The sequence below is a fragment of the Rhizobium sp. BR 317 genome (genome assembly GCF_047445835.1).
Taxonomy (GTDB): domain Bacteria; phylum Pseudomonadota; class Alphaproteobacteria; order Rhizobiales; family Rhizobiaceae; genus Rhizobium; species Rhizobium paranaense.
Genome location: NZ_JARWLB010000019.1, coordinates 1 through 19,218, shown reverse-complemented (window position 1 = coordinate 19,218; position 19,218 = coordinate 1). Strand labels below are relative to the sequence as shown.

The following is a 19,218-nucleotide window of genomic DNA, read 5'->3' as shown; positions in this document are numbered from 1 at the left end:
CCCCCGCCCGATGGAACAAATTCTCGGAAGGGCCATATTGGCTTTTACGGTGTTGTTTCTGGTTATTCCGAACGCCGTTTCGATCTATTACTTCTCACGAATGGCTTCGGATCAATTTCAGTCCGAAACGCGCTTTACCGTCCGGTCGTCGACGCCGGCGCTCGGCAAGGACCAACTGGCCAAGGTAACCGGCCTGCCATCGGCGCAGATCGTTCAGGATACGCTGATCGTTACCAATTTCATTGCCAGCAAGGACATGGTGGCCGCACTCCGGGCCAAAGTCGACTTCCAAAAACTCTATGGAAACCCGGCGATCGATCCGCTGGCGAGACTCAAGCAGGATGCGACTTCGGAGAAGATGCTCGACTACTGGAAGGACATGGTCTCAGTCAAAATCGATGCCAACAGCGGTATCGTGACGGTCAAGGTCCGTGCCTTTTCCGCCGCCGATGCGCAAAAGATATTGCAGGAGGTCGTTGCTGCCTCCGAAGCCGTGGTCAACGACGTCAACAACCGCATCTGGCGCGATGTCATCACGACAGCTCAAACCAATTTGGATAATGCCAAGAATCAACTGCAGAAAGCGCGAGAGCAGCTTCAGCTTGCCCGCAACCAAACGGGCGTCCTCAGTGTCGAGGGATCATCTGCAATCCTCTCTGGCTTGATAGCCAGCGTTCAGACGGACAAGATCAATCTGCAGCAGAAATACGATGCCTTGCTCGGGACGGTGGCGCCCAATGCGCCGCAAATGAAGGTTCTGAAGCGCGAAATCGACAGCAAGCAAAAGCAACTGGACGATCTGAACAGCCAGGTGGCAGGGCAGAATAAATCTGCGCAGAACCTTGCCGACGTGTCGGTCGACATGTCCCAACGACAATTGGAGCAAAGCCTGGCCGAACAGCAATTCGCCACCAGCATGAAAACGCTGGAGCAAGTGCAGTTCGTCAGTAAGCAGCAGCTCCTCTATCTCGACACATTTCTTGCGCCGGACCTGCCGGACGAAGCGGAATATCCCAAACGAGGACTCTGGATCGGCGGTATCTTGGCACTGACCCTGGCAATTTGGGGCATTGTCGTCGGCCTGCTGACAAGCCTGCGAAACCGCCTGGCGTGATCACGCTCCGTCAATCACCCATGCAAAGTCTGCGCGACACCATCTATGGATCAATACCCAGGCCGCAACCTTCCGCTGCGCCTATCGACGGTATTCGCCCGCCCGCGAAACGACTGCTCGTCCTGTCGCGATATCCCAACCCCAGCGTCAGCTACTATCTGGAGGAGCGGAGCAAAGCCCTTGCCGATATTCCCGTTATCGTGAAGGGGCTCGATGACGGATTGGATGACGTCGATTGCGAAGGACTGTTCGTCATCATCTGCCGCTACATCAAGAAGCCGCAACTGCGCTGGCTGGAGCACCGGCAAAAGCGTCTGGCGGGGATAGCCTATTTCGTCGACGACGATATTCCCGCCGTCATCGCGGGCGACGAAGCCAATTGGCTCTATAAATTCCGACTGCTCAATTTCGCTATCCGGCCGCTCCCGCGCCTCAACCGATTGCTTACCCATTTGTGGGCCTCGACCGAGCACCTGGCCGGCACGCTGGCAAAGTCGGGCCATAAGGTCGACATCCTCGCGCCGATGCCATCACCCCTCACCCGCGGATCGGTCGAGAGGAAGGATGAAACTGCGGCGTCGCTGAAGATGGTCTATCATGCGACCGGTATTCACCGTCACGAGCACGAGTTCCTGATGCCGATCGTCAGATCTGCGATGAACAAGCATGGGAATTTGCATTTCGAGGTCTTTGCCGATGGCTACCTTGCGCGTCGATGGTGTCGTCAGAGCATCGAGCCGGCTAGAATGACGATACACCCGCAATTGCCGTGGTCGTCCTACCTCGCAAGGACCACGGACCATGGTTCCGACATTGCCCTGGTGCCGCTCTTGGCGGGAAGGACCAACGACAGCCGCGCCGACACCAAGCGGATCGATATAAGCCGCATGGGAGCCGCCGCCATATTTTCGCAATGCGCGACGTTTGCACGCTGCGCCGTCTCTGGCGAGATTCACATCGGGAACGCGCCGGAGGAATGGCTGATGGCCATCGATCAGCTTGTGGAGGATCGAGACCAGCGAATTGCCGCGCGCAATGCAACACTGCAATCCATAGAAAAAATGCGCCAGAGCGCGACGCCGGCATTTCCAGGCATATGTTTTGACGGGCTTGGTGATATGGCTTGATGGCCAGCCATGGAGACGCTCTCTGTGGCCGGGATTTGGATATTAAGAAATCAATGACACTTAAGATTTTTCCCAATAACGATCTTCGACGCCAGATTTCCGGTGCGGATGCCAATTTATGGACATCCCTTGGCGACGATCCTGCTTTCGAAATTCGCTTTGCGCCCGTCAGAAAGAGGCTTGTCGTCGTTCATATTGCCGGCACCGATGAGCCGATCGACCCGAAGTTCTACGTCAATCGCGGTCGCGGCTTTCGGGAAAAGGATGCGGTCACGCTGTCGGCAGGGCGTCGCTTCATTATTACGGCCGATGTGGGAGCCGTCGGCACCATCTGCTCGCTCCGCGCCGATCCCGCAACTTTCCCGACGACGTTCAGCTTCAACGTTGCGGCTTTTTCTTCGGTGAAATCGGCCGAGAAGCATATTTCAACGCTACTCGGCCCCCATGGGCAAGCGGAACGGGTCGATCTCGGCAAACTGGCGCAGTATTGGACGAAGCTGCCAAAACTGCCCTTCGGAAAACGTTCTAAGAATGCTGCGATAGAATATGCGGAAACAAGTTACCGGCTTGCCGCCGATCTCGCTGCCTCCCCTGTTTCCTCGACGGCTGGGCTATGGCTCAGCGTTGTCGTTCCCGTCTATAACGCTCCGGCACGGTATCTCGACGATCTCCTGAAATCCTTCGAGGCACAAAACCAAGAGGGTACGGAACTCATTCTAAGCGACGACGGATCGACCTCGCTGGAAACACGGCGATGGTTTGAGACGCAGAGACCGAGAGACAATGTCCATTTTGTTCTGAACGAGAAGAACGGTGGCATAGCAGCCGCTACCAACGCCGGACTTTCGCATGCGCGCGGCCTATGGGTCGCTTTCCTCGACCATGACGACGTAATCGCCCCTCATGCCTTCAAGGTCGTGCGGCACACGTTGGAGCAGAATCCGGATGCCAATTTCCTTTATACCGATGAACTGGTTGTCGACGACATGCTGAAGCCCAAGGGGCTGATGTTGAAACCGGCCTATGACCCCGTTCTTCTGACAGGCGTCAACTACATCAATCATTTCTCCATCTACCGCCGTAGCCGGCTTCAGGAGATCGGCTATATCCGCACCGGATATGACGGATCGCAGGATTATGATCTCCTGCTGCGCTATCTGGAAGGACTGCCCGACAATACCATCCTTCACCTGCCCTACCCAGCCTATTGGTGGCGGCGCAATGGCCGCACCTATTCGCGGAAATTCATGGATGCCGCGACGGCCAACGCCAGAAAGGCGCTTGTCGAACGATTTGAGCGTCAACGGCAGCCCGTCCGCGTTGAGGGCGCGCTGACGAATACCCTGCATCGCGTGATGTTCGAGCGTCCGAAGATGTCATGGCCGAAGATATCCATCATCATTCCCAGCAAGGATAGCTTCGACCTGATCTCCAGGGTGTTGAAGGATATCTTCGAGCGAACGGACTATGCCGATTTCGAAGTGCTCGTCATCGACAACGGCTCTTCGGACAAGGCCGTCCTGGATCTCTACGCGCACTACCGCGAAACGCGGCCAGAGTTTTCGGCCTCGATCACGCCTGAACCCTTCAATTTTTCCCGGTCGATCAATCGCGGTTTGCGCGCCGCCAAAGGTGAGCACTATCTGATCCTCAACAATGACGTCGAGATTATCGAGCCCGACTGGCTGAAGGAGATGGTGGCCTGTCTTGCCTATGAAGGGACCGGCATCGTCGGCGCCAAGCTTCTTTATCCGAACGACAAGATCCAACATGCCGGCGTTATTATCGGCTTCGGCGGGTTGGCGGGTCATTGGTATATGAACAAGCCCAAGGATTTCGGCGGGCCGATGAACAGGCTGCACGTCCGCAATTCGATGACCTGCGTGACCGGGGCGGTCATGCTGATTTCCGGCGACTGCGCCGAAGCCATCGACACGTTCGACGAAGAAAATTTCGCCGTCGCCTATAATGACGTCGACTATTGCCTGCGCGCCCACAAGGCGGGGTTTCGCATCATATGGACGCCATTTGCCTGTCTCTACCATCATGAATCGCTTTCACGGGGATCGGACAAATCGGGAGAACGGAAAAAGCGATTTGAGCGGGAAAAAGACAATCTGCGCCGGCTGCACGCGACGCAGACTTTCGAGGACCCGGCGATCAATCCGGCATACAGCCGAGACAAATCGGACCCGAAGATCTTGATGCCAACAAAGCTGCGTATTCCATCGATGTAAGTTTCGGCAGCTATCCCACCTAAGGGAACCGTCGCGTTGTTTTACCCGCGATACTGCTCTTCGGTTACATATTCCATCCAGTCGGCGGCCTTGCCGTCCTGCATCTCCTGAATGGCGATGTGCGTCAGCGCGGTGTCCGGCCCAGCGCCGTGCCAATGCTTTTCGCCCGGAGCGAACCAGAGAACGTCGCCGGTATTGATCTCCCGGATTTCGCCGCCCCAGCTTTGCGCGAGTCCCTTGCCGGAGGTGACGACCAGTGTCTGGCCGAAGGGATGCGTGTGCCAGGCCGTGCGGGCGCCCGGGTCGAAGCTGACATTGACCACCTGGACGCGTGCCGGCGCCTCTGCCTGCATCAATGGTTCCTGACGCACGCCACCGGTAAAATATTCGGCCGGCGCATCGAAGGACGGGCGCGATCCCTTGGGCTTGATCTCCACGGCGTTTCTCCTGCTTCTGCCAGCGCGACGCTTGCCGCGCCTCTTTCTCTGCTGCCAGCCTATGCCATTCGATGACGTCATCCAAGCGACAACACCGACGCTAACGCTCTACAATTGGATCAGATCCAAATCCTTGCCGATCTCCCGTTTGGCAATCTCGACCAGACTCATTTCATGGGTGAAAAGAATGGTTTGGAAACGCTCCGCCGTGCCGGCGAGCGCCTTCAGGCCGGCGCTGACGCGATCATCGTCGAAGGTTTGGAAGATATCGTCGACAATCAGCGGCGCGGGCTCGTTGCGGGACGAATAATCTTCGAGGAAGGCGAGCCGCAGCGCGAGGTAAAGCTGGTCGCCAGTACCCTCGCTCAAGCCATCCAGCGGCACACGCTCGCCGCCGGAGCGCTCCGCCAGCAGTTGCAGAGCATCCCTTTCGTCATGTTCTTCGACCAATCGCGCAAAGCGCTGGCCGGTCAGCAACGAGAACAAATCCCCTGCCCGCGTGATGACGGGATCGGCCTGCTGCTCGCGATAGGCCTCCATCGAGCTTGCCAACATCCGTGCCGCGAGTTTCAGCACCACCCATTGCCGTGCCAGTTCCTTGGCCTCCTGCTCGGCGGAGAGCTTCTCGAACACGGCATGTTCAGCGCTGACGCCGGTCTCCAGGGCGCGCCGCTGGCGCTGGTTTTCCGACAAACGCGCGATCAGTTCGCCATGCGCAGTGAATTGCCGGAGATCTTCGGCGGTCAGCCGCTMGATTTCCAGCTCCGCGGCAACGCGCTCGAAGCCGGCGAGCTGGGTGCGGGTTTCATCTTCGCTGTCGCCGTCGGCCTGCTGGCGGAAACGGTCGCAGCTTTCCATCAGCCTCGTGTTCAGCCGGGCACGTTCGCGCAGGCGTGAGAGCAATGCCGACAGATCGGTATCCTCAGGCAGATCGGCGGTCAGACGGGCAAGATCGGCCATCACTTTTGCAACGGCGTCATCGCAACGGATAGCCTGCGCCTCGGCACGCTGGCGCTCCTCGTCGAGTTGATCGCGCTTCTTTTGGTCACCGCGCGCCGCATTGACGCGGGCGTGCAGCGCTTCGGCTGCGGCATCCGGCGGCAGGTGATCGAGTTCATAGCCGGCAGTTGCGGCAAGCGTGGCAAGCCGGCGCTCGAAATCGGCCATGTCGCGGCGCATGCMGCTGACACGGCGTCGACGGTTGTCATGCTCCGCCAAGACATCCGGAAGCTCCGTCCATGCCTTCAAGGCAGCKGCAGCCATTTCCAGCGTCGCATCTGCAGGAAGACCGAACGGCAGGACAGCTTTGCCGAACGCGTCGCTCCAAGCGGTCTGGCGCCGCTCGATATCTTGCTGCTGTTCGCCAAGACGCGTCAGCCGGTCGCGTGCCGAAGCGATCTCACCTTCGCGCGTGCGGCTTTCATTCCAGCGCTCCGAGAGCAGGCGAAGATGTTTTCGCAATCCTTCCGCCATGGCGCCTGACGGCAGGCGAGCGCTTTTATAGCCTGTGGCGTCAGCGAGATCTTTTAGTGCCGGAGCAACGCGCGCTTCAGCAAGGGTGGCTTCATCCCGCTCGTCCACCAGATCGTGCAGGGCCCGGCACTCCCGCAACAGCCCTTCGACCGCGCGCCGCCATTCCAGCATGGCCGCCGGATCGAGCGCCGCGATAGCGCAGGGCTCGAAAAGCGCCGCAAAGGCGGCGAGCGCCTGCGCCGATGTTTCCTCGTGCTGCCGCAGTCGCCTTACAGCGGCCTCGCGCTCTTGTCGCAGCCGCGCCTGACGCAAAAGATTGTCCGCATGGCGCGAAACCCGGTCTGCATCGCTCAGTGCCGCATCGGCCAGGCGATCCGCTTCCGCAAGGCTCGTCGTGAAACTGGCGATCGCTTTGCCTTCGAGAGCACGGCCACCATCCGCCAATCCATCGCGGATCGATTGCCATAGGACATTGCGCGCGTCCCGAGCGTCGGCGATCTGTTCACGCGTGACGATCGGGCCTGTACGCTCGGCATCCTCCAGCGCCCGCTCGATCTCGGCCAACTGCTCATCATAGACACGTACCTTGTCCGATGCCTCGCGCAGGCTGCCGCGGGCGGCATCAATCGTCTCGCGATGCGTGGCGATCTCGGCTGTGTCMGGCAGCGGTGCGGTGAATAGCGCCTCGACATCGGCGACGGGAGGACGCAGGCGGGCAGCGGCCTCGTGAAGGTTCGTCTCGGCGCGGCGGATCTGTGTCTCCAACGCATCGAGACGGGCAAGGGAAGCCAAGTCACCGCCCAGAGACTCCAGTTGGTCGATATGAGGCCGGGGATCGATCAAACGACCGGCGAGGCCATCCTTTTCCAACGCCGCGAGCTGCCCGCGCTCGCTCTCCAATTGCTCCGCAATGGCCTGAGCCCGGAGCAGCGATCGCCTGCCCTCTTCCACCAGTTCGGAGAGCCGGGCGCAGTCGGCATCGCTCGGCTGCCGTTTTTCCAACTGCGCAACATCTGAAAAGCCGAGGCGGCGGCCAAGCTGTATGAGCGCCGCGTCATAGCCGGCCAATTCCTGATCGACGCGCGGCAGATCCTGGCGCTGGCTGCGATAGTTGCCGGTATCAGCAAAGAGCTGCGTAATGTCGCCCGATATCTGCAGCAGAGTTTCGTCTATCTCAATCGACGACAGTTCTTCACCGGTGCGCGTGGCCAATTGCTGGGCACGGCGCAGCTCGTCTTCGGCGGCGCGCTTATCGCTCAGGCTTTGCTCCAGCCGGTCCGCAAAACTGTCCGCTATCGCCGAGAGATCGACGAGGCGGTCGAGCGCCGCGATCTCGCCGTCGATTTCGGCCAGCAGCGGCTGCAGCGTCTTCAACCTTTGCAGCCGATCGAGCGCCTGCCGCGTCTCGCGGCGCTGGTCCTGCAGGCGCTCCAGTTCCGTTTCCAGTTCCGTGGCTTCGGCCAGCAGCTTCTTCCAGTCACCCGATTTGAGCTCATTGTCGCGTTCGGCCTTGCGGGCCTCGTCATGGCGGTCCAGTGCCCGGTAGAAGCTGCGATCCTTCGACCGACGCGGCGCGTAGATGCCGTCCGCTTCACCGTCAAGAGACTGCCGCAAGCGAGAGAGGCCGGTGAGGCCGGAGGCGGCGGAAAACAGCAGGCTACCAATCTCTCCGCCGCTATGCAGCATGGCGGTTGCTCCCTGCCGCAATCGGAGAGAATCGAGGCCGAAAGCGCGCTCGAAGACGTCGCGGCTCAAATTGCCGAGAAACAGTGCCAGGGCATCTTCGGCAAGCGGCGCCTCCTTGTCATCGGGAGCGAGCAGAGTGTTCTTGCGCCCGCGGCGGCGTCGGAAAGCGAGCGTCGCACCATCCCGCGCGCTGATTGCCGCGCCGACACGCAGGCTCGTCGGCTCATGCAGGAAGCTTTGTTCGGCCGCAACGGGAAAGCCGAAAAGCAGATCGGAAATGGCGCTGAGCGCCGAGGACTTGCCCGCCTCGTTTGGCCCGTAAATGACATGCAGCTTGGCGCCAACGCGAAAATCGAGCGTGCGCTCGGTCAGCGCGCCGTAGCGGAGAATGTCGAGCCGATCGAAGCGCATGGGTCAGCCTGCCCTCTGCCCGCGCGCCAGCAGCAATTGCCGCGCTTCCTCGATCAACATCTCGACGGTATCATCAAGCGGCAACTCCGCCGCGCCCAGACCGGATGGCAAGCGCATCGCGATCTCGCCGACGAGCTTTTCCGCTTCCGCGACAATATCCGCATCACCCGCATGTTCGGTCAGCAATTGGCCGAGATCGAGCGTGCCATTGGCCTCGACAGCGCTCGCTACGGGCGGCTCCAGCCGCAGTTCCAGCTTCTCCAGCCAGATATCCTCATGCACGCGATGGCACGCCCCCTCGACCTCGTCGCGCCATTGCTGGCGATTGGCCGCAATAGTGCCCTGCAATGGCGTGATGCCCGACAGCCGAACGCGCAGCGCCGTCATGCGTCCCGCCATATTATCGGCAAGTGGCTGCACCGCCTGCTCGATGCGGCGCAGGATTGCGGCCTGGTCATCCTCCGGATCGACGACGATATCGGCCTGCGCGAACCGCGCCTCGTCGACAATCAAGCGCTCGTGGCTGACGCGGCCCTCGTCGACCGTGACCAGCACGGCGCCCTTTGCACCGCGCTCGCGAATGCTGCGGCCCTGCAGGTTGCCGGGGAAAACCACCAGCGGGTCGCTCGCCACCACCTCGTAGTCGTGCACATGGCCGAGCGCCCAATAATCGTAACCGCGCGAACGCAGGTCGTCGACCGAACACGGCGCATAGGGAGCATGCGGCTCGCGGCCGGTCAGCGAGGTATGGAGAATACCGATATTGAACCAGCCGGACACGGGCGCGGGATAGGCAAGCGCCAGATTGTCGTTGGCAGAGCGTTCGGCAAAGCCCTGCCCGTGCAGCGCCACCTGCAAGGCATCCAGCTTAACGGAGCCAGGCTTGTTGGTGGGGAATTCATGGACATTGGCCGGCAGCGTAATGGTCTTGGTGATGACACTCGCCGCGTCGTGATTGCCGCGCAGCAGATAGACCCGGATGCCGGCCCGCTCCAGCCGCGCCATTTCCCGATTGAAGAACAGGCCGATCTTGTTGTCCTTCCAATCGCCGTCATAGACATCGCCGGCAATGAGGAAGAAATCGACCGCTTTCTCGATCGCCAGCCCCACCAGCGTCGAAAAGGCCTTGCGGCTCGCTTCCACGAAGACAGCGGCGACAGAAGCATCTTTCAACGCCAGTCCCTGAAAAGGACTGCCGAGATGCAGATCGGCGGCGTGGATGAAACTGAAAGAGGGCATAAGCTCCGGTCTTCGTCAGATATCTGGCATCTTCTTTTAGGGAAATACGGAGCCGATGAATACCGTGCGGCAGAAGTCATCCAACGCTTTCGTCTATTGCCACGCCCTGTCATCCTCCTATGTCACGCGATTGCGATCCTGCAACTTCGTCCTAAAGCGCATTGCGATCTCTTGGATTCGCTCCTTGCGCTTTAGGCTCTTGATTTTGCGCATGTCGTTATCGCAAAACCGCTACGCACTTTGCGCGACATGCTGAGGCTTGTCGGCACTCTGAGCGGCTGGTAGTGCCTTGGCATTTCATTACGAACGGAGACAATTCCATGAAACATGATGCTTTCGTCCGCACGCCTTTTGTCGTTACGAATGTCGGCTTCGGCGCCTGGCAGATCGGCGGCGCCTGGGGTGATGTCAGCGAGGCCGACGGCCGCGCCGCCTTGAACGCCGCGCTCGACGCCGGCATGACCTTCATCGATACGGCCGACGTCTATGGCGATGGCCGCTCCGAAAAGATCATCGCGGACGTACTGAAAGCTCGTGGCGGCACGCGCCCGATGGTCGCGACCAAGGCCGGTCGGCGGCTCAACCCGCACGTCGCTGACGGTTACACCAAGGCCAATCTCGAAGGCTTMATCGACCGCAGCCTGAAAAACCTCGGCGTCGACAGCCTGGACCTGGTGCAGTTGCATTGCCCGCCGACAGAGGTGCTCTACCGCCCAGAGGTCTTCGTCGGACTCGATGAGCTGCAGAAGGCCGGAAAGATCAAAGGATACGGCGTCAGTGTCTCGAACGTCGAGGAAGCCCTCAAGGCGATCGAATATCCGGGCGTGCTTAGCATCCAGATCATCTACAACATCTTCCGTCAACGTCCCGACCACCTGTTCTTCAAGGAAGCCAGACGCAGGAATGTCGCGGTCATTGCCCGCGTGCCGCTGGCCTCCGGTCTGCTTTCCGGCAAGATCACCCGCGATACCCAGTTTGCCAACGACGACCATCGCAACTTCAACCGCCACGGCGAAGCCTTCGATGTCGGCGAGACCTTTGCCGGCGTGCCGTTCGATGTCGGCCTGCAGGCGGTCGAAGAAGTCCGCAAGCTTATCCCCGCAGGCGCTAGTATGGCCGCTTTTGCACTGCGCTGGATCTTGATGAGCGACGCAGTCACGGTCGTCATCCCCGGCGCCCGCAATGCCGAGCAGGCCAAGGCCAACGCGGCCGCCGCCGACCTTGCACCGCTTTCGGCCGATGTCATGGCGGCAACGCGGGAGATCTACGAACGCCTGATTGCCCCGCACGTCCATCACCGCTGGTAACGGCAGGCGTTTCCGGGAAAATCTGTGGCCGGATGCAGATCCGGCCATAGATTTTTTGTCCAATGGCGGGCGGACGCTGCTTTGACCACCCTCTGGAATTTCGAGCCTCCAATACACACGCAATTGAGATTGCCGGGCAACGAAAGCGGTGCATAAATCACGATCGGACATCGGGCGATGGGGGCTACAAGCACCCTCCAGGCGGAATAGGGAGTTGATATGATCGTTCGTTCCTGGCGGGCCGTCGCTGGCTCTGACGAGGTGCTGGCAGCCTATGCGAAGCATCTTGAGACGACCACTTTTGTTGAAATGGCGCAGCTTCCCGGCCATCTCGGGGCGACCCTCGCCCGCAAGGTTCGAGGCAACGACAATGAATTGGTGGTGATGAGCTTTTGGGCCGATATGGCTTCCGCTGGTCATTTTGGCAAAGGCGATTTTGACGATGCGGTGGTGAAGCCGAGTACGCAGAAGCTTTTGCGCTCCTTCGATTTGAAGGTCGAGTATTTCGAGACCGTGGTTTCGACCGGGCTAGTGTCCGGTCATGATCGTCCCCGCGAGGACGAATAGGCGTCCCTGCCTAAAGCCCTTTTATGATCGCGAGTCGCGCTTCGGGCCGAACACAGCCCGTGGCTTAGATGCGCCAGACGGTCATCGCCGGTTTTGATTGAGTTCTCCGCAGCTCGAAAGAATGTCATCGACAACGGAGGAGAGCTGTGCAGTGGCATCAATGATCCTCGCGTTCCTGGGCTCGTCTTCCTTCGATGCGTGCAGTTGCAAGACTAGCTCTTGTTCGGCCGGCTTGCCGCCAAACTCGTCTTCAGGTCGCTCCGCAAGCCGCCTCTTTAAAGTGACGGCGTCAACATCGAGAACAAATACCTCGTCAAACAGATCAATAAAGCGATGAAAATTTCTTGAGCCGCCGCAGAAGAAGGAGATCGGATGGCTTTTGTCCGCCAGCAGAGATTTGACTTTGTCGACGTCCCAAAGGTGGAGCCTGTGCCGGAAGGCCACATCCAGAATATTCTGGTCTAATGCAGAGCTATCCAGCGGTTCGCCCGTCACGGGATCGCCTTCATAGGCCAATTCACGGTCACCATGAATGACGTGATAACCACGCCGCTGCAGTTCGGTGGCGACCGAGGTCTTGCCAGTCCCGGAAACACCCTCGATCAGATAGTTTCTGACACCCATGTCGCCCTCATTCGATGAGCCGTACGCTCTTTGGAAGTTTTCAATTGCACAAGTTTCGACGGCGTACTTGGTGCGAAAATCCAGGAATGAAAGTCGGCTTCGGGCCGAAAGTCGTCATTGATGGCATTTGCCAGACAAGAACGAAAAAGGGGGTCCGAAATACTTCGAACCCCCCATATCCTCCACCATCGAGCTAAAGCCTCGATAGGCGGGTGAAAACGAGATATCAGCCGTTGACGGCGTCCTTCAGGCCCTTGCCGGGCGTGAACTTCGGCACGTTGCGAGCCGCAATATCAACCTCAGCGCCGGTGGACGGGTTACGACCCTTCGTGGCTGCACGGTGAGAAACGGTGAAGCTGCCGAAACCTGCGAGACGAATGTCGCCGCCCTTCTTCAGTTCAGACTGGACGGTATCGAAAACAGCGTCAACAGCGGAAGCAGCGTCAGCCTTCGTAATACCGGCCTTCTCGGCCACTGCCGACACGAGCTCATTCTTATTCATGTTTCCACCCCTTTCTTGGTATGAAACGACTCATCTTGTAAGCGGGGCGTAGAATACGAATGCTCCAGCCCGCCGCAAACCCCAAAAGCCCTGCAAATCAAGGAAAAGCAAGCGCTGTCAAAAGCTTTTCACAAAAAAAGACCGGCAAAAATGCCGGTCTTTTCTGGTTTTATGTCAATTCGGCGCAAATGAGGCGCAACCACGCTTAGTGGGCGATAGTTGCCCCGACATCGTCGACACCTTCAACCGTTGCGATCACGGGTGTTTCGACGGTGCCGTCCCACTCGATCGGCTCGGGCCTGCGCACCAGCGCATGCTTGATGACCTCGCCCATGCGGGATACCGGGACAATCTCCATGCTGTTCTTCACGTTGTCCGGAATCTCCGCCAGATCCTTGGCGTTTTCCTCCGGAATCAGCACCTTCTTGATGCCGCCGCGAAGCGCTGCAAGCAGCTTTTCCTTCAGGCCGCCGATCGGCAGCACGCGGCCACGCAGCGTGATTTCACCGGTCATGGCGACATCCTTGGAAACCGGGATGCCGGTCATGATCGAGACGATGGCGGTCGCCATGGCAACACCGGCCGAGGGGCCATCCTTCGGTGTCGCACCTTCCGGCACGTGCACGTGGATGTCGCTCTTGTCGAAGAGCGGCGGCTGGACGCCGAAATCGACGGCACGCGAGCGGACATAAGAGGCCGCCGCGGAAATCGATTCCTTCATGACTTCCTTCAGGTTGCCGGTGACCGTCATACGGCCCTTGCCCGGCATCATCACGCCTTCGATCGTCAGCAGCTCGCCGCCGACTTCCGTCCAGGCGAGACCGGTTACGACACCGACCTGATCGTCGCGTTCGGCTTCGCCGTGGCGGAAGCGCGGAACGCCGAGATATTCGTCGATATTCGCAGCGGTKACCGCGACGGACTTKGTCTTGCCCTTGATGATCTCGGTGACCGCCTTGCGGGCGAGCTTCATCAATTCGCGCTCGAAGTTACGCACACCGGCTTCACGGGTATATTGCTGGCTGATCGCCATCAGGGCGTCGTCGCTGACCGAAAATTCATTCGGCTGCAGCGCATGTTCCTTGATGGCCTTCGGCAGCAGGTGCCGCTTGGCGATTTCGCGCTTCTCGTCTTCGGTGTAGCCGGCGATACGGATGATCTCCATGCGGTCCATCAGGGGCGCAGGGATGTTCAGCGTATTCGCCGTCGTGATGAACATCACGTCAGACAGGTCGTATTCGACTTCCAGGTAGTGATCCATGAAGGTCGAGTTCTGCGCCGGGTCCAGCACCTCAAGCAAAGCCGAAGACGGATCGCCGCGATAGTCCTGGCCGAGCTTGTCGATCTCGTCGAGCAGGAAGAGCGGGTTGGACTTCTTCGCCTTCTTCATCGACTGGATGACCTTGCCGGGCATCGAGCCGATATAGGTGCGGCGGTGACCGCGGATTTCGGCTTCGTCACGAACGCCGCCAAGCGCCATGCGGACGTACTCACGGCCGGTCGCCTTGGCGATCGACTGAGCGAGCGAGGTCTTGCCGACGCCCGGAGGGCCAACGAGGCACAGGATCGGGCCCTTGATCTTGGTCGCGCGAGCCTGGACGGCCAGATATTCGACGATGCGCTCCTTGACCTTCTCGAGACCGAAATGATCGGCTTCGAGGATCTTCTCGGCATTGTTCAGATCGGTCTTGATCTTCGACTTCTTGTGCCAGGGGATGCCCAGCAGCCAGTCGAGATAGTTGCGCACGACCGTGGCCTCCGCCGACATCGGGCTCATCTGACGCAGCTTCTTCAGCTCCGCATCGGCCTTTTCCTTGGCTTCCTTGGAGAGCTTCGTCTTGGAGATGCGCTCTTCCAGTTCAGCCATCTCGTCGCGGCCTTCCTCGCCGTCGCCGAGTTCCTTCTGGATCGCCTTCATCTGCTCATTCAGATAGTATTCGCGCTGGGTCTTCTCCATCTGGCGCTTGACGCGCGAGCGGATGCGCTTTTCAACCTGAAGAACCGAAATCTCGCCTTCCATGAAGCCGAGCGCCTTTTCGAGGCGACCCTTGACGCTGGTGGTTTCCAGCATCTCCTGCTTCTCGGTGATCTTGATCGACAGGTGCGAAGCAACGGTATCGGCGAGCTTCGAGTAGTCATCGATCTGGCTGGCTGCACCAACCACTTCCGGCGAAATCTTCTTGTTGAGCTTTACATAGCTTTCGAATTCCGAAACGACCGAGCGGCTCAGTGCTTCCAGTTCGACCGGATCTTCACTCGGCTCATTCAGGACATGGCCGAGGGCTTCATAAAAATCCTCGCGGGCCGTGTAGGAATCGATCTCTGCGCGTGCCCGGCCTTCGACCAGCACCTTGACGGTGCCATCGGGGAGCTTCAGGAGCTGCAGCACATTGGCTACGGTGCCGACCCTGTGGATTGCGTCCGGGGCTGGATCATCGTCGCTGGCGTTGATCTGGGTGACGAGCATGATCTGCTTGTCTGACCCCATCACCTCTTCCAGCGCGCGGATGGACTTCTCCCGTCCGACGAACAGCGGCACGATCATGTGGGGGAAAACCACGATGTCGCGCAATGGCAATACCGGATAGGCAATGCTCTCATTTGCCGCAGACGTTTTCTTAGTCATGTCATTTCCTTTCCGTCGTCCCGTTCCCGGGCTCTCTGCCGGCTTGGAGGGATTAGCCGGCTCTCTCACTTGGGTTAGAAGTGGAGCTTCACATCATTCATTTCAAGTCGTGCAAAACGCGCCGCAGGGTCACGAAACACGCATGTCACGAGGAGGAACGCAACAACAAACACCGGACCCCGGCTACTCGAACATCGCCGGCAATGCGGTTCCCGATGGACCGAAGCCGGACGCAAATCCACATATCCGCCGATGATCCCCAGAATCACGCCATCATGGCCGCGGCAGGCGCTCTTAACAACCGGTTTCGTCGGCGTTCCAGTGAGCTTATCCCGGACTTTATCAGGAAACTGTACGATTTTTCAAATAGAAAGGGGCCCGTCAACGACGAGCCCCGGATTTAGGCCTTAAATCTGGCGATCAGGCGGTAGCGTTGGCCTTTTCTTCCTGCCGGTCCGCGTAGATGTAGAGCGGACGGGCAGAGCCGCGAACGACCTCTTCGGAGATGACCACTTCGCGAACGCCTTCCAGCGCCGGCAAATCGAACATCGTGTCGAGCAGGATCTTTTCCATGATCGAGCGCAGGCCGCGCGCGCCGGTCTTGCGAACAATCGCCTTGCGGGCGATTTCGCGCAGCGCATCCTCGTGGAAGGTCAGCTCGACGTCTTCCATCTCGAACAGGCGCTGGTACTGCTTGACGAGCGCGTTCTTCGGTTCCGACAGGATCTGGATCAGCGCATCCTCGTCCAGGTMTTCCAGCGTCGCCAGAACCGGCAGACGACCGATGAATTCCGGGATCAGGCCGAACTTGACCAGGTCTTCCGGCTCCAGTTCGCGCAGCACTTCGCCGACGCGACGATCGTCAGGCGCCTTGACGGCAGCACTGAAGCCGATCGAGGTCTTTTCGCCGCGGGCGGAGATGATCTTGTCGAGGCCGGCAAAAGCGCCGCCGCAGATGAACAGGATGTTCGTCGTGTCGACCTGCAGGAATTCCTGCTGCGGATGCTTGCGGCCACCCTGCGGAGGAACCGAAGCAACCGTGCCTTCCATGATCTTCAGCAGCGCCTGCTGCACGCCTTCGCCCGACACGTCGCGGGTGATCGACGGATTGTCAGACTTGCGCGAAATCTTGTCGACTTCGTCGATGTAGACGATGCCGCGCTGGGCGCGCTCGACATTGTAGTCGGCAGCCTGCAGCAGCTTCAGGATGATGTTTTCAACATCTTCACCGACGTAGCCGGCTTCGGTCAGCGTCGTCGCGTCAGCCATGGTGAACGGCACGTCGATGATGCGGGCCAGCGTCTGCGCAAGATAGGTCTTGCCGCAGCCGGTCGGGCCGACGAGCATGATGTTMGACTTCGCCAATTCGACATCGCCATTCTTGGACGCATGTGCGAGACGCTTGTAGTGGTTATGAACCGCCACCGACAGGATCTTCTTCGCCTGCCTCTGGCCGATGACGTATTCGTCGAGAACCTTGATGATATCCTGCGGTGTCGGCACGCCGTCACGGGACTTCACCATCGAGGATTTGTTCTCCTCGCGGATGATGTCCATGCACAGCTCGACGCATTCATCGCAGATGAAGACGGTCGGTCCGGCAATAAGCTTCCGGACTTCATGCTGGCTCTTGCCGCAGAATGAACAATACAGGGTATTCTTGGAGTCGCCGCCGTTGCTGCCGCTGACTTTGCTCATATCATTTTCCTTCCAGCACGCCGCTGATTTCCAGATTGAAATCGCGGTCCACTCAATGCGCCCGCCGGACCTGCCCCTCGTTTCATCAGCAGATCGCGGCGCTCTTCGGGGTACTGAACGTAGCCCAGACCACATACCCGGGCTGCGGTGGCAACGAATCCCCCTTCGAATGCCCAATGCTATGTCATAAAATCGCTACATAGCATTAACGCTTACTATTACCGTGTTCTACACCACATTAAACCCCTATTCGATCACAAATGGGATAGAACTGTGGCGTAGAAGACACCGCCCTTGGATAACTCAGGCGGGGGTTTCACCTTCCATTTCAGTACGGGAGGTCAGCACCTTGTCGATCAGACCCCATTCCTTGGCCTCATCGGAGGACATGAAATGGTCACGATCGAGCGTCTGCTCGACCTCTTCGTAGGTTCGGCCGCAATGCTTGACGTAAACTTCATTCAGGCGGCGCTTCATCTTGATGATGTCGCGGGCGTGGCGCTCGATGTCCGAAGCCTGCCCCTGGAAACCGCCGGAAGGCTGGTGAACCATGATGCGCGAATTCGGCGTAGCGAAACGCATGTCCTTGTCGCCAGCCGCGAGCAGCAGCGAGCCCATCGACGCAGCCTGGCCGATGCAAAGCGTCGATACTGCGGGCTTGATGAACTGCATGGTGTCATAAATTGCCATGCCTGCCGTGACGACGCCGCCCGGCGAATTGATGTAGAGCGCGATCTCTTTCTTCGGATTTTCCGCCTCGAGGAAGAGAAGCTGGGCGCAGACCAGCGTCGCCATTTGATCTTCGACCGGGCCCGTCAAGAAGATGATGCGTTCCTTCAGCAGGCGAGAATAGATGTCGTAAGACCGTTCCCCGCGGTTGGTCTGCTCAACAACCATCGGCACCAGAGCCATAGCTGTATCGACTGGATTTCTCATGTGCGTCCTTTACCAAGCTTGCCCCGACGGCGAACTGCCGGGAATCGAATAAAATCCCTTTACCCTACATAGAGTGTCACCGCCCTGCACTTCAAGACGCGCGAAAGGATAACGTCAAAAAGGCCTAATGGCTCAGGAGATGTTGAGGAAGGGTTTCTAACCGCTGATTTCCCCATGCCAATAGATCTGATGATGCGCTGCGCGCGGTCCACCGCTTTTCCAAACCGCAGGGTGAAGGAAAGATGAAGCGCAGACGAGGTTGGCACAGCCTCATTCCCATGCACAGCTAAAATTTACCAACCGACTTAAGGAACTCACCATCTTATTCGGCGATGATGCCTCCATTGCAAGCATTACCGTGTCCTTTGCGCCGACGACATCCGCGCCACGGTAAGGGAGAAACGCATATCGTGCTCAATATCACCACGGGCCTCACCATCTGGTGTTCCGAAGCGTTTACGCTCGCAACCGTGCTTTTCTTTGCCTGGCGGCATGATCGCCAGACGCCCGCCTATTTGATGTGGGCGATGGGCTTCACCGTCAGCGGCGTCGGGTTCGCGTTGGTGGCGGCGCGCGGCTTCATTCCGGATTTCCTGTCGATCGAAGTCGGCAACGGCATTGCCCTGCTCGGCGAAAGCGCCTGGATCGCCGGCTTTTACTGGCTGGACAATCGTAGGCTGGACTGGCGGGCGCTGTTCCCGCCGCTCATCTGGTTTGCCGGCGTCGAACTGCCCTGGATTCACGAGAGCTACGTCAATCGCGTCATCCTTTACGATCTCGCCGGCGCTGTCGGCGCGACGCTGCTCGCCTCTGCGGTTCGTCCCGCGGAAGGCCGACGCGAGGGGGTGCGCGGGCAGCTCGGTTTCGTTTTCATGGCGCTCGCCTGCCTCTGCTTCGCGTCCGCCATGTCGATGACGCTCCTGCGACCCAGCCTTGAGGAAGCTCTGACCTATCGCAGCTACTCCGCCCTTAGCAGCGCGCTGCTGATCACCACGGCAATCGCACTCAGCGGCAGACTGATGATGGAACGATCCGAACGTCGCTGGCGAGCAATCTCCATTACCGATACGCTGACGGGCGTGCTGAACCGACGCGGCCTGCTGGATTATTTCGAGCTTAGGAACTGTTGATAAATAAAGGAATCGCAGCTTTGGATTTTTTGCGGCGCCGGGATTCCCTTTTGGTTTGAAGCCTATAGAATCGCGGTGTGATTGACGAGGCCGCCATCCAACTG

At 59.2% G+C, this 19,218-nt stretch carries 14 protein-coding genes; 6 read left to right on the top strand and 8 right to left on the bottom strand.

The window, feature by feature from the left end; all coding sequences use genetic code 11:
- Window positions 1-37 precede the first annotated feature (37 nt).
- From QD357_RS24615 to QD357_RS24605, 3 genes are read left to right on the top strand one after another with little or no spacing between them, the layout of a single operon-like run.
- A complete protein-coding gene (locus QD357_RS24615; RefSeq protein WP_246451043.1) occupies window positions 38-1,114 on the top strand; it encodes a capsule biosynthesis protein in 1,077 nt (358 codons plus the stop codon).
- Entirely contained in the window at window positions 1,111-2,241 is a 1,131-nt protein-coding gene (locus QD357_RS24610) for a hypothetical protein (RefSeq protein WP_245407445.1), read from the top strand. The genes QD357_RS24615 and QD357_RS24610 overlap by 4 nt, the downstream gene beginning before the upstream one ends.
- Before the next feature lie 53 nt (window positions 2,242-2,294).
- Window positions 2,295-4,478, top strand: coding sequence for a glycosyltransferase family 2 protein (locus tag QD357_RS24605; RefSeq protein WP_107107726.1), 2,184 nt, complete (start codon window positions 2,295-2,297; stop codon window positions 4,476-4,478).
- A gap of 41 nt (window positions 4,479-4,519) precedes the next feature.
- Here QD357_RS24605 and QD357_RS24600 read toward each other — a convergent pair whose 3' ends face one another.
- The 3 genes from QD357_RS24600 to QD357_RS24590 all read right to left on the bottom strand — a co-directional run bounded on the left by QD357_RS24600 (window position 4,520) and on the right by QD357_RS24590 (window position 9,724).
- Window positions 4,520-4,915 (bottom strand): cupin domain-containing protein, encoded by a 396-nt coding sequence (locus QD357_RS24600; protein ID WP_107107725.1) that lies wholly within the window; start codon window positions 4,913-4,915, stop codon window positions 4,520-4,522.
- A 108-nt stretch (window positions 4,916-5,023) separates the two neighbouring features.
- A complete protein-coding gene (locus QD357_RS24595; protein WP_414125232.1) occupies window positions 5,024-8,485 on the bottom strand; it encodes an AAA family ATPase in 3,462 nt (1,153 codons plus the stop codon).
- A 3-nt stretch (window positions 8,486-8,488) separates the two neighbouring features.
- Window positions 8,489-9,724, bottom strand: coding sequence for a metallophosphoesterase family protein (locus QD357_RS24590; RefSeq protein ID WP_107107723.1), 1,236 nt, complete (start codon window positions 9,722-9,724; stop codon window positions 8,489-8,491).
- A 320-nt stretch (window positions 9,725-10,044) separates the two neighbouring features.
- On the opposite strand from QD357_RS24590, the gene QD357_RS24585 reads away from it, so the two are divergent.
- Together QD357_RS24585 and QD357_RS24580 are read left to right on the top strand one after the other, a co-directional pair.
- A complete protein-coding gene (locus QD357_RS24585; RefSeq protein ID WP_414125231.1) occupies window positions 10,045-11,031 on the top strand; it encodes an aldo/keto reductase in 987 nt (328 codons plus the stop codon).
- Between the two features lie 219 nt (window positions 11,032-11,250).
- Complete coding sequence (locus QD357_RS24580; protein WP_107107721.1) at window positions 11,251-11,598, top strand: antibiotic biosynthesis monooxygenase; 348 nt, start codon at window positions 11,251-11,253, stop codon at window positions 11,596-11,598.
- An 81-nt stretch (window positions 11,599-11,679) separates the two neighbouring features.
- On the opposite strand, the gene QD357_RS24575 is transcribed toward QD357_RS24580, so the two are convergent.
- The 5 genes from QD357_RS24575 to clpP form a co-directional block, all read right to left on the bottom strand.
- Window positions 11,680-12,222, bottom strand: a complete 543-nt coding sequence (locus QD357_RS24575) for an AAA family ATPase (RefSeq protein ID WP_107107720.1) — start codon at window positions 12,220-12,222, stop codon at window positions 11,680-11,682.
- A 226-nt stretch (window positions 12,223-12,448) separates the two neighbouring features.
- A complete protein-coding gene (gene hupB, locus QD357_RS24570; RefSeq protein ID WP_104822664.1) occupies window positions 12,449-12,724 on the bottom strand; it encodes a DNA-binding protein HupB in 276 nt (91 codons plus the stop codon).
- A 205-nt stretch (window positions 12,725-12,929) separates the two neighbouring features.
- Window positions 12,930-15,350, bottom strand: coding sequence for an endopeptidase La (lon, locus tag QD357_RS24565; protein ID WP_107107719.1), 2,421 nt, complete (start codon window positions 15,348-15,350; stop codon window positions 12,930-12,932).
- A gap of 420 nt (window positions 15,351-15,770) precedes the next feature.
- Window positions 15,771-17,048, bottom strand: coding sequence for an ATP-dependent Clp protease ATP-binding subunit ClpX (gene clpX / locus QD357_RS24560; RefSeq protein ID WP_414125230.1), 1,278 nt, complete (start codon window positions 17,046-17,048; stop codon window positions 15,771-15,773).
- Between the two features lie 303 nt (window positions 17,049-17,351).
- Window positions 17,352-17,984, bottom strand: coding sequence for an ATP-dependent Clp endopeptidase proteolytic subunit ClpP (clpP, locus tag QD357_RS24555; RefSeq protein WP_104822662.1), 633 nt, complete (start codon window positions 17,982-17,984; stop codon window positions 17,352-17,354).
- Window positions 17,985-18,394: 410 nt separating this feature from the next.
- On the opposite strand from clpP, the gene QD357_RS24550 reads away from it, so the two are divergent.
- On the top strand, window positions 18,395-19,114 hold the full coding sequence (locus QD357_RS24550; protein ID WP_414125229.1) for a hypothetical protein: 720 nt from the start codon (window positions 18,395-18,397) through the stop codon (window positions 19,112-19,114).
- The last annotated feature ends 104 nt before the right edge of the window (window positions 19,115-19,218 follow it).

What these genes read in the sequence shown, in the direction of transcription:
- QD357_RS24575 (WP_107107720.1), bottom strand. Translation starts at nt 12,222, where the DNA reads ATGGGTGTCAGAAACTATCTGATCGAGGGTGTTTCCGGGACTGGCAAG.
- QD357_RS24580 (WP_107107721.1), top strand. Translation starts at nt 11,251, where the DNA reads ATGATCGTTCGTTCCTGGCGGGCCGTCGCTGGCTCTGACGAGGTGCTG.
- QD357_RS24590 (WP_107107723.1), bottom strand. Translation starts at nt 9,724, where the DNA reads ATGCCCTCTTTCAGTTTCATCCACGCCGCCGATCTGCATCTCGGCAGT.
- QD357_RS24605 (WP_107107726.1), top strand. Translation starts at nt 2,295, where the DNA reads ATGACACTTAAGATTTTTCCCAATAACGATCTTCGACGCCAGATTTCC.
- clpP (WP_104822662.1), bottom strand. Translation starts at nt 17,984, where the DNA reads ATGAGAAATCCAGTCGATACAGCTATGGCTCTGGTGCCGATGGTTGTT.
- hupB (WP_104822664.1), bottom strand. Translation starts at nt 12,724, where the DNA reads ATGAATAAGAATGAGCTCGTGTCGGCAGTGGCCGAGAAGGCCGGTATT.